The 19,043-nt window shown below is 35.9% G+C and carries 8 protein-coding genes; all 8 read left to right on the top strand.

Features of this window, described 5'->3' with window-relative positions:
* Positions 1–17: 17 nt before the first annotated feature.
* The 8 genes from BHE19_RS10895 (at position 18) to BHE19_RS10855 (ending at position 18,838) form a co-directional block, all read left to right on the top strand.
* On the top strand, positions 18–3,080 hold the full coding sequence (locus BHE19_RS10895) for a type I polyketide synthase (RefSeq protein ID WP_070907121.1): 3,063 nt from the start codon (positions 18–20) through the stop codon (positions 3,078–3,080).
* A gap of 102 nt (positions 3,081–3,182) precedes the next feature.
* A complete protein-coding gene (locus tag BHE19_RS10890) occupies positions 3,183–9,128 on the top strand; it encodes a non-ribosomal peptide synthetase (RefSeq protein ID WP_070907120.1) in 5,946 nt (1,981 codons plus the stop codon).
* A gap of 155 nt (positions 9,129–9,283) precedes the next feature.
* A complete protein-coding gene (locus tag BHE19_RS10885) occupies positions 9,284–10,909 on the top strand; it encodes an MBL fold metallo-hydrolase (RefSeq protein ID WP_017495539.1) in 1,626 nt (541 codons plus the stop codon).
* Positions 10,910–10,967: 58 nt separating this feature from the next.
* Positions 10,968–13,343, top strand: coding sequence for an outer membrane beta-barrel family protein (locus BHE19_RS10880; protein ID WP_083342517.1), 2,376 nt, complete (start codon positions 10,968–10,970; stop codon positions 13,341–13,343).
* Between the two features lie 36 nt (positions 13,344–13,379).
* A complete protein-coding gene (locus BHE19_RS10875) occupies positions 13,380–14,102 on the top strand; it encodes a thioesterase II family protein (RefSeq protein ID WP_070907119.1) in 723 nt (240 codons plus the stop codon).
* Between the two features lie 171 nt (positions 14,103–14,273).
* Positions 14,274–15,926, top strand: coding sequence for a cyclic peptide export ABC transporter (locus tag BHE19_RS10865; protein ID WP_083342516.1), 1,653 nt, complete (start codon positions 14,274–14,276; stop codon positions 15,924–15,926).
* A 165-nt stretch (positions 15,927–16,091) separates the two neighbouring features.
* Complete coding sequence (locus tag BHE19_RS10860) at positions 16,092–18,467, top strand: penicillin acylase family protein (RefSeq protein ID WP_070907116.1); 2,376 nt, start codon at positions 16,092–16,094, stop codon at positions 18,465–18,467.
* Positions 18,467–18,838, top strand: coding sequence for a hypothetical protein (locus BHE19_RS10855; protein WP_070907115.1), 372 nt, complete (start codon positions 18,467–18,469; stop codon positions 18,836–18,838). The genes BHE19_RS10860 and BHE19_RS10855 overlap by 1 nt, the downstream gene beginning before the upstream one ends.
* Positions 18,839–19,043: the final 205 nt, after the last annotated feature.

The raw sequence follows: 19,043 nt of genomic DNA, 5'->3' as shown, positions 1-19,043 counted from the left end.
GATGCAATTTAATTACTATGGAAAATAATATTAGAAAAAAAGATATTGCTATTGTTGGAATTTCAGGTAAATATCCCAAGTCAGATAATATTAATGAGTTCTGGAAACATTTAATGAACGGAGAAGAATTAGTTCATTTTTACAGCGATGATGAATTAAGAGCGGCGGGAGTAACGGAAAAAGAACTTGCTAATCCGGATTTGATAAAAGCACAGGCTTCTCTGGAAGACCCTAATAGTTTTGATTATTCTTTTTTTGGATACACCAGACAAGAAGCAATGTCAATGGACCCTCAGGTACGTATGATGCACGAACTGGTTTGGCTTGGTCTGGAAGATGCCGGATACAATCCTAAAACATACAAAGATAAAATCGGACTGTATTTGTCTGCTTCAGATAATATGAACTGGAGAGCCTATACGATGATCACCAATAATGATAATGTAAATTCATTTTATCTGAATCAAATCTCCAATAAAAACTTCATCAGTACTCTGATCTCTTATAATATGAACCTTAGAGGTCCCAGTTATTATGTAGATACAGCCTGTTCAAGTTCATTGGTTGGAATTCATCAGGCCTGTCGTTCTTTATTGATGAGAGAATGTTCTATTGCAATTGCCGGAGGAGTAAGAGTATATTCAAAAGTATACAAAGGGCACCAGTATCAGGAAGGAATGACCAATTCTAAAGACGGTCACTGCAAAGCTTTTGATGAAGATTCATCCGGTATTGTATCCGGAGAAGGAGCCGGAGTAGCCGTTCTGAAAAGACTGGAAGACGCCATAGCCGATAAAGATCAGATTTATGCTGTGATACGTGCCTCAGTGGTAAACAATGATGGAAACCGAAAAGTAGGGTATACAGCTCCAAGTATCAGCGGTCAGTACGAATGTATCAAACAGGCACAGCAGATTGCAGATGCAACACCTGAATCGATAACCTATATTGAAGCACATGGTACCGGTACAAAATTGGGCGATCCTATAGAAGTAGAAGCTCTTAATAAATCTTTTGAATACAATACCAATCATCACTGCGCTTTAGGATCTGTAAAAACTAATATTGGGCATCTGGACAGTGCAGCAGGAATTACAGGGTTCCTTAAAACAACACTGGCATTAAAAAATAAAATGCTTCCGCCGTCTTTACATTTTAAAAATCCAAATCCGGAAATTAATTTTAAGTCCGGGCCTTTTAAAGTACAAACGGAATTATCGGCCTGGACATCGAAAGACAACCAGCCTTTGAGAGCCGGTGTCAGCAGCTTTGGAATAGGAGGAAATAATGCCCATGTAATTTTACAGGAAGCGCCGCTAAAGGAAGAAATCGCTGAGAACAATTCTTATAAGTTATTGCGTTTTTCTGCACAATCTGTAGGAGCCTTAAATGCCTATCAGGAAAGGTTAACTTCGTTTCTTGAAGAAAATGAAAAAGATAATTTTCAGGATATGGCCTATACTTTGCAGGTCGGCAGAAATCAGTTTAAGTACAATCGTTTTCTGGTAAGCAACTCCAGAGAAAATGCCATTGAAACTTTAAAAGATCCTTTAAGTAAGTCCGTTTATTCCGGTAAACTAAGTCAAAAGAGAAAGATCGTTTTCATGTGTACAGGATCCGGAGCGCAATACCTCAACATGGGTAAAAATCTTTATGAAAAGGAACCTTATTTTAAAGAGCTCATAGACAAAGGATTTTCGATTATCAAAACGTTAACCGGAGTAGATGTCACAAAGGTTTTGTACGGAGAAAATGCAGGCGCAGAAAAAAATACAGACATTAATAAAAATGAATTCACGCAGCCTATCGTATTTGTTTTTGAATACGCTTTAGCCAAATTAATGATGCGTTGGGGAATCACTCCCGACAAATTAATAGGACACAGTACAGGAGAATATGTTGCGGCTTGTTTAAGCGAAGTATTTTCTTTTGAAACCGGTGTAAAATTGGTGGCTAAACGTGCTTTATTAATGAACAAGACGCCGGGAGGAAGCATGTTAAGTGTATCGCTTTCTGAAGAAAAAATAAAAACCTACCTAAATGATCAGGTGAGCCTGGCAGTGGTTAATTCTCCGGAATCTTGCGTTTTATCAGGTACAGATTCAGCTATAGAGGCACTAATAGAGATATTGGAAACCGAAGAAATTTTATGTTCAAAACTAAGAATTTCATTAGGAGGACATTCGTTTTTAATGGATTCAGTTTTGGAAGAGTTCAGACAGGAGTTAGAAAAAGTCGAATTCTCGGCACCAAAAATTCCTTTTGTATCCAATCTTACAGGACAACTGATCAATTCGGAAGAAGCTGTATCAACGCAATATTGGGTTGATCATTTGCGTCATACAGTACGATTCTCAGACGGATTAGCCACATTGTTAAAAGATTCGGATAGCATTTTTATTGAAGTCGGACCAGGAAATACCTTAACCACTTTGTTTCAGCAGCAAAAGCACGATGAAACTTCCAATAATACCGCTATAAATTTGGTCAGACATCCCAAACAGGAAATTAATGATCAGGAGCATCTTTGTCAAAAATTAGGAGAATTGTGGATGAATGGTATCGATATTAACTGGGAAACTTACTACGGAGAGCAAAAGCCATACAGAGTGTCAATGCCGGGTTATGTATTTAATAAAACAAAACTGCCTGTAAAAGTAAATCCTTTTGCGTTTCTCAATTTTTCAGGATCAGAAGAGGGCGCTATTGCTGCTCCTCTCACCACAGAAGATTATGATGACAGTGAAGCCTTCCAGGAGGATTTAGAGGATAATGCGGTGTCTTTTGTAAACTATGTACCACCATCAAATGAAACTGAGGAAAAGCTTGTTGAAATGTGGAAATCATTTTTTAGTAAAGATGAAATTGGAGTTTTACATGATTTCTTTGCCTTAGGAGGTAATTCTTTAAAAGGTGTTACCATGCTTAAACTAATTCAGAAACGATTTGACATCGAAATCAAAATTAAAGATTTCTACCAAAAATCGACCATCAAAGAACTGGCTGCAGAGATTGATATGGGATTAAAGCTTGTGACACTTCAGGAAGAGAGTACCTATAAATCGGTAATGACAATCTAAAAAAAACACCTGACTTTTCTTTTGTACGAACCAAAACTAAAGAAGATTGAAACACATTATTACTTGTAAACAAACATCATGTAAAACCAAAAACGAAATGAAATGGTCAATTTATTAAATGAGATATATGAAAATAATATTACAATATCATTAGAAGGTACAGATCTTAAACTTGGTTTTAAGAATGACGTTATAGATGAGGTGCTTATTCAAAAGATAAAAGAAAACAAACAGGAAATTGTCTCCTATCTTACCAAATACTCGTCTGTAAACAAACACAACAGTATTCCGAAAGCAGAGAAACAAAACAGCTACGAAGTTTCGTCAAGCCAGCTTAGAATGTTATCTTCTATACTTTTAGATACAGAAGCAAAAGGATTCAATTATGCCGTTCCAAATTCGGTTTATCTCAAACAGGATATAAATGTTGCAAACTTTAAACGTGCAGTATTAAGCACCATAGAACGACATGAGTCATTGCGTACCGTTTTCAGAATTAGTGAAGAGGGAGAAATCAGACAGCATATTCTGGAAAAAGACGAAATAGATTTTACAATTGAGTTTTTTGACTTTAGAAATTCAAATAAAGGGAAAGAAGATGTAAAAAACTTCACCAGAGAAGATGTAAACGAACCATTTGATATTCAGAATGGTCCTTTGATCAGAGTGTATTTATTTCAATTAGCAGAAAGTGAGTTTATCTTTTACTGCAACATACACCACGTGATAAGCGACTCCTGGTCTCTTGAAATACTGTTTAAAGACATTTTTGCTTTTTATACCTCATTTTCACTGGGGCTTCCTCATGAACTTCCGGAACTGAATGTTCAGTACAAAGACTATGCGGTTTGGCAAAATGAACAGCTTGCCGGTGGTTTCTTTAAAGATCAGGAAGCTTATTTTAAAGACACATTTTCAGGAGAATTACCCATAATTAACTTTACAAATAATAAAAGCAGACCGGCCGTTAAAACAGTCAATGGTTTTGCACTTAAAAGTTACCTTTCGAAACAAACAACAGCAGAATTTAAAAAGCTTTGTTCAGATAAAAAAGGAAGTATATTTATGGGATTGCTTGCTGTGTGGAATGTACTGGTTTATAAATATACCAATAGCAGGGACATTATTATAGGTACAGCAGTTGGCGGACGTGACCACGCCGATTTAAAAGGGCAGATAGGATGTTATATCAATTCCCTGCCACTGCGCAATCAGATCGATCCGGAACAGACATTCAGTACGTTTTTTGACACTGTAAAAGAAAATACATTATCAGCCTTAGATTGTCAGTTCTATCCTTTTGATCATGTACTGAAACTCATCAACTATAATAAAAACATGTCAAGATCACCTCTGTTTGATGTGATGATTCTATTGCAGAATGCGATTGATAACAGCCATCAATTCAAGGTAGATGAAAGTCAGATTGACACCATAAAACAGTTGGGAGAAACTTCAGTACTGACAGATTTAGACATCAATTTTATGGAAGAAGGAGAGCATTTATGCTGCCATCTGGTGTACAATACAGACGTTTTTGAAGCTGAATTTGTATCAGGTTTGATGACACATTTCAAACAATTACTGGAGAAAATTGTTTTACAGTCCGATATTCCTCTTCAGGAAATTGATTACCTGTCTGCTGAAGAAAGAAAAGAACTGGTACTGGATTTTAACGACATTACACTGGACTATTCTAAAGACGAAACCTTATTGTCATTATTTGAAAAACAAGTAAAACAAACTCCGGAGGGAGTGGCTCTTGTGGCGGGTAAAAATAACTTTACCTATGCCGCTTTAGATAAGGCTTCTGATGATCTGGCACGTTACATTCAGGCACATTATAAAATTCAAAAAGGAAAACTCATCGGAATACAGTTAGACCGTAATGAATGGAATATCATTGCTATACTTGCGATCTTAAAACAGGGCTGTGCTTATGTTCCGATTGCTCCTGAAATGCCTAATCAGGTAAAAGAGCATATCATTTCCGATACACAGTTGGAATTGCTCATTACCACAACCTCCTATATGTTTGATCTGGAATTTTATACCGGAGCTTTAATAGCAGTAGATTTAGGTTTTGATGTAAGTGACTGCGATTCGATAGCAATTGAGGTAACCCCTTCTGATCTGGCGTATGTAATTTATACTTCGGGATCAACAGGACTTCCGAAAGGAGTGATGATTGAACACGGTCAGATCGTAAATACCATCCTTTCGCAAATCGATTATTTTAAACTGAATGAGAGCAACAAAGGATTGCAGTTTGCACCCTTCTCTTTTGATGCGTCGGTATGGGAAACATTTATGATTCTTTTATCAGGAGGAAGTCTTTATATGGCAAATGATGAACAGCGAAAAGATGCCAATACCCTTACTGCTTTCATAAAAGAAAATAAAATTAATATTGCGACATTACCACCTTCTTATATTGCCCTGGTTGACATAGATGATTTAAAGACATTAGAAACACTCATCACAGCAGGAGAGGCGCCGGATTATGAAATCATGAAACCATACTTTAAATACGGAACCTATTACAATGCTTATGGTCCAACAGAAGCCAGTGTTTGCGGAACTGTTTTTAAAATGCCCGAAAGCAATACAGAGGCCTACCGTAATATTCCAATTGGAAAACCAATTTCGAATGCTAAAATACATATCCTGGATCACCACAACAATCTGGTTCCGGTAGGAGTAGTAGGAGAAATATGTATCGGAGGCACAGGAGTTGCGAGAGGATACTTAAACCGCGAAGAATTAACAAACAGTAAGTTTATTAAAAATCCATTTGCTGAGAAAGGGAATCTGTACCGAACAGGAGATTTAGGCAAGTGGACAAAAGAAGGGAACATCATCTACGAAGGGCGTAATGATGAACAGGTAAAAATAAGAGGCTATCGCATCGAACTTTCTGCCATAGAACAACAGCTGTTAACTGACGATCAGATACTCGAAGCTGTTGTGGGTGTGGAAGAAGGATACGAAGGAGCAAAGGAGCTTGTAGCTTATATTGTGGCATCGGAAACCATCAATCCCGGAAACATAAGATCTTTCCTTTCCAAAATTCTTCCGGAATATATGATTCCTCAAAAGTATGTGCAGCTCGAACAGATGCCGCTTACAATTAATGGAAAGATCGATAAAAAGGCATTGCCTGCACTGCATAATAATACAGTACTTGACGATAATCATACCTTTGTGGCCGCCACAACGTTTGAAGAAAAATTATTGGTAAGTGTCTGGGAAGAAGTGTTAAAGAAAGAAGGTATCGGAATTAAGGACAATTTCTTTACCGTTGGGGGAGATTCCATTAAATCGATTCAGATTGTCTCCAAACTCAAACAACACGGATTTGCACTTAAAGCAGGAGATATCATATCAAAGCCTAAACTGGAAGACCTTGTACCATTATTACAAAAGAACGATCAGATACTCGATCAGTCAGAAGTGACAGGAGAAGTGATTTTGACTCCTATTCAGGAATTTTTCTTCAGTAAAGTGAGAAACAAAATTTTTAATGCACCTGAGTATTACAATCACACTGTTTTACTTCAGACGCAGGATGAGGTTGATCCGCAGGTTTTAGAATCATGTATCGATCAGCTGGTGCAACACCATGATGTACTGAGAATGGCTTTTCCGGAAGAAAATAATACCAGAAAGCAATACAATAAAAGCAGTACAGAAGAAAGTTATACCATCCATTTTTACGATTTAAGGGAAGATGAGGATCATCTGACGACGATCAGAAATACCGGAATAGCATTACAGTCTTCTTTTAATCTGGCAACAGGACCTTTGGTAAGAATCGCTCATTTTAGATTAAAGGATGGTGATCGTATCGCTTTTATTATTCATCACTTAGTGGTAGATGGGGTTTCCTGGAGGATTTTATTACAGGATTTTGCCGATTTGTATGCGAATAGTAAAGAAGGAAACGAATATAAGCTTCCTTATAAAACCACTTCGTATCAAACCTGGGCAAAAGAGTTGAAAGCACATGCACAAGAGCTAAAAACAACCGAAGAACTTTCTTATTGGCAGGAAATATGCAGGCAGCGCGGTACCCCTTTATGTGAGTTGAAAGAAAATGAAGCTTACAAACTCAATTGCGATACCACCACCGCAATGGTTTTAGATAAAGAAACCACAACGCTTTTGCAGACCTCAGCGCATGCTTTGCTGAACACACAAATCGATGATATAATTTTAACCTGTCTTGGACTGGCTATTAAAGATACCCTGCATAAAGACAAAGTGACCGTACAGATGGAAGGTCACGGAAGAGAAGAAATCATTGATACCGTAGACATAAGCCGCACTGTAGGATACTTTACATCGTTTTATCCTTTTGTATTAAATGTATCAAAGCATGATGCATTGGAAAATTTAGTTAAAGTAAAAGAAGACTTGTTGAAAATTCCGAACAAAGGTATAGGATACAGTGTCTTACATTTTCTAAATGACGACGTTGACCTCGGTACTACCTTTGATTTGGAGTACAATTACCTGGGTGATTTTGGATATGAAGTCTCATCAGAAAATGATTCGGTGTTCAGGTATGGAAGGGAAAGTATCGGTGGAAATTCAAGTGCAGCCAATCATAATAATCTTGGATTTAGTGTTGTAGGGATGATCTCACTCGGAGAACTCAAAATGAACATAGGCTATTCTTCTTTGTTATTTGAAAAAGAAACAATGGATGAATTGTCCAGTGCCTTTAAAAATCATTTGGTTACGCTGGTAAATCATTTAAACTTACTAAGCGAAAGTCAGGCACATCAGAACGAGGATGTTGAAATCAATACAGCAGCAGATTTTCAGATCACGCCAAATCAGAATTTTATACTTAGTAAGACCATGTCTCAGGGGATTATAGGTCCAATAGTCACTTCTAAATTTGATTCAAAAGAAGATTTCTTAAAAAGGTTTAAATCGTTTATGGAGCTGTTCCCAATTTTGAGGACTCAATTTTATAAAGAAGATGGACTTGTAAAACAGCGCATGCTGCCTTCATCAGAAGTCCCAATTGAAGTTTATTATGAAACAAAAGTAAACAAAGAACAGGTTACAGCTTTATTGTCTAAGCCTTTTGATGTAATAGAGGGAGCATTAGTAAAAGTACTTTTGATACAGGAAGCAAATAATGTGTCAGATCAAAACTCTTATATTTTTATAAGCATACATCACGCACTTACAGATGCTTTTACCAACATGATTTTGCTTAAAAACCTGAGAGCTTATTTTAACGATCAACCTTTAGAAATCAATCATACTTTGTATTATGAGTTTGCGGCCTGGCAAAAATCATATTTGCACTCGGCAGAAGCAAATGAGCATAGAAAATACTGGCTGGAAACCTTAAAAGATGTTGTGCGAAAAGAGCAGACAGAGGAAGCCCCTGCCGGATTGATCGACTGTGTACAGCAAACGGCCACGATAACAGCCGATGATTTTGCAACACTTTCGAAAACCATAAATGCAACCGGTCTGACTCCTTCGGCTTTCTTTACAGCGTTACACCAGTTAATACTTAGTAAACATACTGACAAAGCTTTGCAGCTGATTTTGGTACAGGCAAGAGAATTAGGAACTAATGATATCGAAAGACATAAAGTGTTGGGGGTTGTAAATAATTTTCTGCCTTTACCGGTTTTGAATCCTTCAAAAACCACAAAAGACAGGTATGTAAAAGAAGTTTACAGTCTCTATATGGAAACACTTATGCATCAGCAGATTCCTTATGAGGTGATCTGCGAAGATGTAGAGCGTATTTATGAGGTTTCGGTAAAAAGTGAAATAGGAGGTATGCTAAATTTTATTAGCAGTGAAAGCGAAAAACCGCTGGATGCCACTGTGGCCGAAAACAGCAAAAAGCACTCGGTCAATGATTTTACTCAGGGTATAGACTTAATCTGCAGCAGCTATCCAAACGCAGTTGAAATAAGCATGTCCTGCTCCTTAGAAAAATACAAGACATTATTCTCTGAAGATTTTAATCTCAAAAATTACCTGTTTGAACTTGCACAGGAATTAATCTAAGAAGATTTAGAAACAAACGCAATACTTTTTGCTCAGCGCGAATAGGTAAAGAATACCTCTGAAATTAGGGTAAGTCTTTATACTATTCCTGGCTGCTTTATGCACATTTTTAATCAAATAACAACAATAATTAATTAAATAAAACCGGAAAAAAAATGGAAATTCAAAATGAAGATTTAGTATACATTAAAAGGAATTTGGCTATTGAACCTTTAGTAGACAACTGGTATGCATGGCCTCACTTAATATCACCGGCTACGGCAGCAATGAACATTAAGGACAGACATTTGAAAATTATGACTTCTTATGTTCAGAATCCGATGATTCACGCAGCAGCAGTTAAAACCCCTAAAATGTTAGGCGGACCTTTCATCGATTATGATGGAAAAAGAGTAGATGAAATCAAAGGACTTATTGATAACACCAAAGAACAATGTGCAGCTCTTCTGAAATTAAGAGAAGATGTATTCGCTCTTAACGACATGCTTAAAAAAGAGGCAAAAGGATATGCACTTATAGAATTATATAACAAAGTACCGGAGAGTTTACAAGGTCTTGTAGAATTGGTATATGATATCAATAACAATCCGTCATTTCGCTTTTTTGAATCCTTATTGTATGAAACAGAGTTTTACAATGAGTCGCTTCAAAGTTTCAATTTATTTTTAGTACATGATGATGATTCAAGATCATTTGTACTAAGCACACCAAAATTGCCGGGAGAGGATATTTTAAGAGTAAACTTGCCTTTGAAAAGCGAGAAAATAGATCAGCTTTTCGAAATGGAAGACCATCCGAAAACGTTTGGAGAAATTGCCAGAATATTTGAAATTGAGGCAGAAGACCTTCCTTTGTTTAAATCGTTTTTCACAAAAGAAAAATCTAAAAAATACGAGCGTTATAGCGGAGACGGTGTTCTAACAAGATATTTTGGACATGCCTGTATTCTTACCGAAACCAAAAGTACAACAATCCTTGCAGATCCTCTGGTTAGTTACGGTTACGAATCGGATATATCACGTTATTCTTATGATGATTTGCCAGAATCTATCGATTATGTATTGGTAACACACAATCACCAGGATCATATTCTTTTCGAAACCTTGCTGAGACTTCGACGTAAGATCAAAAACATTATAGTTCCAAAAAGCAACGGAGGTTTTCTTCAGGATCCAAACCTGAAATTAATGTTTGAAAGAATCGGATTCAAAAACATTATAGAGCTGGGAGAAATGGAAACCATTCATTTCGACGACTGTTCTATTACAGGATTACCATTTGTTGGAGAACATTGTGATTTGGATGTAAGAAGTAAATTATGTCACCATGTTGCTTATAAAGACGGATTAAAAATATTGTTTGCTGCAGATTCCTGCAACGTATCCCCAAAACTATACGAGCGTATTCACAAGGTAATGGGAGACATCAATGTTATTTTCTTAGGAATGGAATGCGAAGGAGCACCATTGTCCTGGTTATATGGCCCTCTGATGCCGGAAACTTTAGCACGAGATAAAGACGAATCCAGACGATTGGCCGGATGTAATTTTGAACAAGCTAAAGCAATGGTAGATGTTTTTAAACCTAGTGAAGTATTTGTATATGCAATGGGAATGGAACCTTGGCTTAAATACATCAGTTCAATCAAATACACCGATGAATCTATTCCAATTGTAGAGTCAAACAAACTGTTAGAATATTGTCTTGCCAATGATATAGATCCGGAAAGACTTTATGGAGAGAAAATTATCGAATACAAAAATGATCTTGTCCTGAGTTAAAAATCAGGAAAGCTTAATAAAAGCTCTTAAATCAACAAACCAAATAATAATTAATATCATGATAAAATCAATATTCATATATGCACTAGTATTGTTATGTATGTGTTCTGTATCTGCCCAATCTTTGACTCAAGTATCAGGAACAATAACAGGAGAAGACCCTAATGAAAAGTTGGCTTATGCTTCAGTTATCATAAAAAAGGATGCATCAATTGTCGAAACGGTGATTACCAATGATAAAGGAGATTTTAAAGTTGAAGGGATGAAAATAGGGAAGTACACCGTCGAATTTCAATTTCTTAGCTTTGAAACTACTACAATGGCACTAGATGTAGACGGTTCTAAATCCCATATTAATCTTGGAACGATTAAATTGAAGTCGAATGTGACCTCTCTGAACGAAGTTGTTGTTACCGCTGAGACTTCTCAGTTGGCATTAAAACTGGATAAAAAAGTATTTGATGTAGGTAAAGATCTGATTTCAAAAGGAGGATCTGCAACACAGGTACTCGACAATGTACCCTCCGTTAGAGTAGACCCTTCCGGTTCTGTCAGTCTGAGAGGTAATAATAATGTGCTTATTCTTATTAACGGAAGAAAATCGGGACTAACATCGATTCAGGGATTGGAACAAATTCCGGCAGAATCCATAAAATCGATCGAGCTTATTACCAATCCTTCGTCACGTTATGATGCAGCCGGATCGGCAGGAATTATCAATATTATTCTAAAAAAGAACAATAAGCAGGACCTGAGCGGGAGTATGACCCTTTCAACCGGAACACCGGCAGATCACAGAATATTGGGAAGCCTTAATTACAAAAAAGGAAAATTTAATTTGTTTTCTAATTTTGGAGTTCGTTATTCCGATTATGTTGGACTTAACACCAGAGATCAGGTGACTACTGCAGACGGAAAGAATCTTTTTTTAAGCCAGCGCGAAGATCAGGACAGACATGATGATGGTGGATTGGTATATTTGGGACTTGATTATGCTATAAATGACGACAATTCGATTACAGCAGCATTTTACCGAAATCAGACCAAAGATAAAGATACCAATACTTTTAACTATTATCTTTCAGGAGACGGAGTTGGTAATTCACACATTCAAACCATCGCTGATTCACAGGAAAAAAGAAGTTACAATCAGTTGGAATTTAACTATACCAAAACGTTCAAAAAACCGGGCAGGAAATTTACAATAGACGCTCAGTATGATTTTTGGAATAGTACAAAAGACTTTAACATTGAGAGAAGAACGATTACACCTAACAACGGAGACCGTTCTCTTATCGATACAAAATCCAACAGAGGAAATGATGATATTGTAGTCCAATCTGATTTTGTAACCCCTTTAAGCGAAACTGCAAATCTTGAAGCAGGAGTAAAAGTCGAACACAGATTAATTACTACAGATTTTGCCGCTGATGAAGAGGTTAACGGAACTTTAAAGCCAATAGATGGTTTTAATAATGGATTAGACTACAAAGAACAAATTCTTGGGGCATATGTCCAGTATGGAAATAAGATAAACAAATTCAGTTACCAGTTAGGCTTAAGAACAGAGTATACCAGTATCGAAATTAAAGATCAAAACACAAGAAATATTCTTATAGATAGTACCTATACAAGACTATTTCCATCTGTAAATTTAAGTTATGCCCTTTCCGACAAAACAACAGCTCAGTTAAATTACAGCCAGCGTATCAACAGGCCTAATTTATTTCAGTTAAACCCTTTTCCGGAACTTCAGGATTTTAACTCCCGTATTTTTGGAAACATCAGACTTGTACCTTCTATAACAGATGGTATTGAATTAGGTCTTTTAAGCAAAACAAAAAAATGGGTACTTAATCCGTCTGTGTACTACTCTAAAACCCAAAACAACTTTCAATATTTTACATCGCAAAATTCAGACGATGTTTTTGAAACCGTTTTAATCAATCTTGATGAAGAATCGCGATTTGGAGTAGAGCTTTCAGCACAGTATGCTCCGGCAAAATGGCTGTCTTTAAATGCAGTAATTAATGCCTATAGTTTTGATCAGAAAGGAAGTGTGGGAACAACGAATCTGGATTATTCTAATGAAACCTGGACAGCAACTTTATTAGGTCAGGTTAAGTTTCCTAAAAACTTTACATTACAAAGTAAATTCGAATATCAGGCACCTGTAAGTGATGCTCAGACAAGAACCAAGTCATTTTACTATCTGAATATGGCTTTAGGAAAGTCGCTGTTTAATAATAATGGAACATTAACACTGGGAGTAAGTAATATTTTTAATACTCGAAAAACAAGAGAAACAACCATTGGAAGTGATTTTGTTGTAAACCAGATGACCAATTTTAATGCAGCGAGATGGAACCTTAATTTCAACTATAGATTTAACAAAGCTAAAAGTAGAAAAGAGCATAAAAGTAACAGAGAATAACACCCTTACAATTGCTACATCTTAAAAAAACAAACTATGTATTCAAATCAAAAAATACAGATATTTTTACTGCATTTTGCAGGAGGAAGTTGCTACTCTTTTGATTTTCTAAAGAACTATATTCAGAATAGTTTTGAATATCATGCCTTAGAACTTCCGGGTAGAGGAAAAAGAAATCTCGAAAGACATCTTCATAAAAAGACAGATGCCATAGATGATTATGTATCTCAAATTAAAAGATTGAGAAATAGTAACCAACCCTATATTATCTATGGTCATAGTATGGGGGCAACTTTAGGATTGTCAGTTGCAAAAAAAATGGAAGAACAGCTGGATTCGCCCCATATATTAATTGTTTCAGGTAATCCGGGGCCTGGTGCTTCTTATAATGATAAAGTGAGGCACTCCTTAGCTGATTCTGAATTTAAAGAAGAACTGAGATCTCTTGGGGGAGTTCCGGAAGAGATACTCGAAGATGAAGATCTTTACAATTATTTTAGTCCTATCATGAGAGCCGATTTTGAAATTTTAGAAAAAAATAAACTTTCTGAAGTAGGTCTTGTAATTAACACTCCAATTTATGCCGTGATGGGAGATCAGGAAGAAACATCCAAAGACATTCAGAATTGGGAACTATATACCAGTGGAAAATTTGACTATCAGGTACTGCCCGGAAATCATTTCTTTATTCACAATCAGGTAAAAACATTGGCAAAAATTATTAGTGAATGTGCTGCTTATTCAGCAGTGTGTACCTAACAGAAAAAAGATAAAAGCCATCTGATAAGTGTGTATTTGCAGGTTTAAAATATACACTTATTGTTCTGTTTTCGCGAAAGCAAAATCATCCCACCGGAAACTAAATCAGTAAAATAGAAACTCCTGCGTAGTGGGGCCGGGGACTATTTACAATTTTATTAAAAAATAGCTATGAAAAACAATATATCAGAAATTAGCGACTTTAAACTCATACCTTTAAGACCCTTGATAGGATACTCTTTACTGGCTATAGTTTCAGGATTGTCGGGATTTGCATTTATCACCATAATTAATAAAATTATAAGCAATTCTATAACCTCAACCGAAACAGTATCCATGCAAAATTATCTGTACCTTTTTGCAGGAACCATTGTTGTATTTTTTGTTTCGCGCAGATGGTTGTCAGAAGGGATTATTCGATTGTCTCAAAAAATATACTGGGACATTAGAAAAGATGTAATAAAATTGATTCTTAAAGCACCTTACAGAAAACTTCAGGAATACAAAGAGGAAGTATATACAACATTGGCGACAGACGTAAATCATATTTCAAATGCTTCCTTAATGATTATTACCTTTTTTTCTTCGATTATTCTAATACTTGCCTGTTTGGTTTATATGGCCTTTTTGTCTTTAAAACTATTCGCAGTCAGTCTTGCTGTTATTGCGTTAGGAGTATGCATATATACACTGAGGGCAAAAACCAGTAATCGACAAATAAAAGAAGTACGAGAATTGGAAAAAGTATTTATCGGAATTTTTAACAGCATTCTCAACGGAGCTAAAGAAATTAATATCAACAGCGATAAAGGAACTCAGATTTACGATCAGAAAGTAATGAAAATTGCCACAACCGGAGAAGATAAATATGTTACGGCACTTTTAAAATATCTAAATAGCGAAATAATAAGTCAGTTATTATTTTATAGCCTTATTACATTTATTCTGGTGTTTGCAGGACCAGTATTTCAAACGCCTATAGCAATCAAAATAAGTTTCATATTTGTTTTATTGTATTTAATGGGACCAATTGTAAGTGTAATGTCTATTATTCCGGTAATGAACAGAGCCTTAGTATCCCTGAAAAAAATGGAAAAACTAAAAAAAGAACTTACCGAACTTGAAAAATTGAAAGAGGTTGATGATAAAGAAGAATACAAAGATTTTTCAAATTTAAAAATACGAAACTATGCCTTTTCTTTTGGAGAAAATCAATTCTCAGTCGGGCCAATTAACTTTGACATTAAAAGAAACGAGATTGTCTTTGTATACGGAGGTAACGGAGAAGGAAAAACAACTTTTATTAATACCGTCTTAAATCTCTACGATTTAGATAATGGGGAAGCTTATATCGATGGAGAATTAGTTCCGCTAAAAGAATTAGAGAAAATAAAAAACCTTTTTGCTCCCGTTTTTAGTGATTTTTATTTGTTTGATGAATTCTACGGAATAACAAATGTGGATTATGATAAAATAAATAAATATTTGAAATTGTTTGAGTTAGAAGGAAAAGTGCACATAAAAGACGGTTATTTTTCGACCACTCATTTGTCTACCGGACAACGCAAACGAATCGCTTTAATCAATACACTTTTAGAAGACAGACCTATAATTGTACTGGACGAGTGGGCTGCAGATCAGGATCCGCATTTCAGACATAAATTTTATACCGAAATTATTGCCACACTGGTTCGCGATGAGGATAAAACAATCATAGCCATCACACACGATGACAAATATTACAATACTGCAGATACTTTACTTAAAATGGAGTATGGTAAATTAGAAAAAACAAACATTTCTGAACTTGCCGAAATCTTTTAGAACAGTTTAAAATAACCTAATAATTTCCTTTTTGGCCCCGTACAGCTCTCTTTTTATTTTCCGGTAAAGAGAGAGGGGCCTTATATGCTTTGCAAAATGAAAAAATTAGGAACAGACCCACTAAACGTATAAAATCTATTATCTAAAGATATAATCTTGAAAAAAATGAAAAGAAACAAAACAATCAAAGTAGTGCTTTTTGTGTTATTGTCCCTAGTTTGGATATTTATCACAACCTTTAATTTGGGTCCATTTGGCTCCCTGGGAAAATTAACAACCTATAAAACAGGTCTGTTGTCTGTGCCTTTACAAAGTGATGGAATTCAAAAGATAAAAAGTGATCAAAAATTAGACATCTATGTAGACAATGTTGGAATTCCGCATATTTATGGAGCTACAAAAACAGCAGCGGCTTACGGACTGGGGTACATGCATGCAAAAGACAGGTACTTTCAGATGGAGATGATCTCAAGAATCGTACAGGGAAGATTATCAGAATTTTTATGGTCCGGAACCTTAAAATCGGACAAATTCTGGAAGCCGTATGAGTTTGAAAGAAAATCAGAAGAGATACTGGCAACCTACAAAAAAGAGAACCCGGAATTTTATGCTTATTTACAAGCTTATTCTGATGGGGTAAATGCTTACTTAAACAATAACGAGAATACAGATCCTTTGTATAAAGCGTTAGGCACAGCACCGAGAAAATGGAAAACCGAGTATTCATTGCTTTTCACTTGGTATATGAGTTATACGCTGACTTATTTTGATCACCATATTGATCAGCAGGAAATTTTGGAGAAACTACCGGGTCAGGAGATCACTTATTTTTATCCTTTACAGCCAAAAGGTATAAACACCATTTTGCCTTCCGGTTTATTACCTTCCACTACTAATCTGCCTCATTTAGGAGCTCATTCTTTGGAGACAGCCTCAGTAGAGAACGCTCAAAAAGAACCGTCGTTATTTGATCTGGGAGCAAAATTGATGACCAATCATAAGTTCTATCAGGGTGTAGGAAGTAACAACTGGGTGGTAAACAACACCAAAACAAAAAGTAAAAATAATATTCTGGCAAATGACCCGCACCTGTATTTGACGCTTCCGGAAGCTTTTTATGAAGCTCACATTGTAACCGGAAGTTTTAAAGCATATGGTTTCACAATTCCTGGTGTTCCGGTTATAGCGAGCGGTCACAATGATAAAATTTCGTGGGGAATTACCAATGGTGAATGGGATCTGGTAGACAGATACAAACTTCAGGTAAAAAATGACAGTCTGTATTTATATGAAGGAAAATGGATTCCTTTCCAGATTAAAAATTACACGATCAAAGTAAAAGGAAAACCTGATTTTATAGAAAAGTACAGAAGTACGGTACATGGAAAAGTTATAAAAGAAGAAAATGGACAGTATTATGCACAGCATTGGTACGCTGCAGAAAAAAGTAACTCTGTAAAAGCAATGTATGAAGTCATGAAAAGTAAAAATTGGGATGGCTTCTCAACAGCTTTAAAAGACTACAGTTATCCTCCACAAAACTTTGCTTACAGCGATGTTGACAATAATATTGGAATCGTATGTGCGGGCGAATTACCGGCAAGAAGCAGCGATTATATCGGTCAGGTATTAGACGGTAGCAAAAAGTACACTCCAGTGAAAGCTTTAGATGCTTTCTGGTCGGCTTACAATCCCGATAACGGATTTTTGTTTTCAGCAAACCAGCAGCCAATTCAAAACAATGTTTATTTTGGAGCACATGGTTCAAAAGACGATTACAGAGCCAAACGTATTTACTCGGTGTTAGAAGAAAAGAAAAACTGGTCCGTTCCTGAAATTCAGAAAATGCAGAGTGATGTTGTTGATATTTCCCTTAATGATTTTAAAACCTTAATGAATAACTATCCGCAAAAAGAAAAATACAATAGCATTGTAAAAGAGTTAAAAAATTGGGATGGAAATATGAAAGGCGACGGAAATCAGGGATTAGTTTTTGAAATGCTGCGAAAAGTTTCTATAAAAGAAGCTAAGCAATTTGCAAAAAACAGACTGCAGGTAAAACAAGAGCCTTCTTTACAGAACTTCTTAAAATATTTAAACGATAAAAAATACACCCTTCCGGGAGGTGATGACAAACAAAAAATTGTAGATGCTATTTTCAAGAGAACACTTGACACCCTAACGCAAAGTTATGGCGATCAATGGAAAAAAGTTACCTATAAAAAGATATCTAAGTTTGATATCAACAACATGATGTTCATTCCGGGATTGGGAGAAAAAATTGATAATATCGGAGGTAATGTCAATACCATTAATATTAATACAGAAAAGTTTCATCCGGTCTTCCGTGCAGTATATGAAGTAAAAAACGGAAACATACAGGCACATACAATTTTGGCCGGAGGCCAGAGCGGTTTGATAAATTCTACACATTACAAAGATCAAATCGAATCCTGGAGAAAAGGCGAGTACAAAAAAAGCCAATTTGTTGCGAATCCTGCTAAACTGGAAAAAATTATAACCACTATAAAATTTAACTAATGAAAAATATACTGAATTACTTGCCTTATGTAGTTGTGTTACTAGCACAATTTTTAATAAACAACTATACCGTAATATTGATCCTTACCATTGTAACGGGGTTTATTGCAGCTTTTAAAATTGAAAACAAAAGAGTTTTTCTAAAGTGCTTTCTAATCGGACTCGTGGTAGCTACTACCGTATTCCTTATCTATGAATCAAGAGTAGAATATGTAAAAGAACTTTTCGTAAATATCGGATTATCCAGTCTTTTTATCTACGTTCTTTTCCCGTTGTTTAATGCTTTAAACACCGCAATTCTTTTCTTTTTTGGTTATAAAATTGGTACACTGGTTTTAGAAAGAAAACTTAAGAGAGCCCTTCAGGCGTAAGCTTTCAATGAAGTTTCAAAAATTTAGACAAGCCGGATAGGAGCTGAAGAGCACCGTAATGTCAGACAGTTTTTATTTATGATTACAATCCTGATAGATACTGGCCGTCTCTTTCTAAAAGAGACGGCGGTCTATTGGAGTATGAGTTTTGAAAGCTGGCAGAATTCACCCAAACCGTAAAATCAAGCTCTTTTCTAAAAAAAAT

Source organism: Flavobacterium tructae, assembly GCF_001853485.1.
In the GTDB taxonomy this organism is placed as follows: Bacteria; Bacteroidota; Bacteroidia; order Flavobacteriales; family Flavobacteriaceae; genus Flavobacterium; species Flavobacterium tructae.
The sequence above is the reverse complement of the archived record's forward strand: the minus strand, read 5'-3'. Positions and strand labels throughout refer to the sequence as shown.

Coding starts and splice junctions, on each gene's coding strand:
- BHE19_RS10895 (WP_070907121.1), top strand. CDS start 18: ATGGAAAATAATATTAGAAAAAAAGATATTGCTATTGTTGGAATTTCA.
- BHE19_RS10890 (WP_070907120.1), top strand. CDS start 3,183: ATGGTCAATTTATTAAATGAGATATATGAAAATAATATTACAATATCA.
- BHE19_RS10885 (WP_017495539.1), top strand. CDS start 9,284: ATGGAAATTCAAAATGAAGATTTAGTATACATTAAAAGGAATTTGGCT.
- BHE19_RS10880 (WP_083342517.1), top strand. CDS start 10,968: ATGATAAAATCAATATTCATATATGCACTAGTATTGTTATGTATGTGT.
- BHE19_RS10875 (WP_070907119.1), top strand. CDS start 13,380: ATGTATTCAAATCAAAAAATACAGATATTTTTACTGCATTTTGCAGGA.
- BHE19_RS10865 (WP_083342516.1), top strand. CDS start 14,274: ATGAAAAACAATATATCAGAAATTAGCGACTTTAAACTCATACCTTTA.
- BHE19_RS10860 (WP_070907116.1), top strand. CDS start 16,092: ATGAAAAGAAACAAAACAATCAAAGTAGTGCTTTTTGTGTTATTGTCC.
- BHE19_RS10855 (WP_070907115.1), top strand. CDS start 18,467: ATGAAAAATATACTGAATTACTTGCCTTATGTAGTTGTGTTACTAGCA.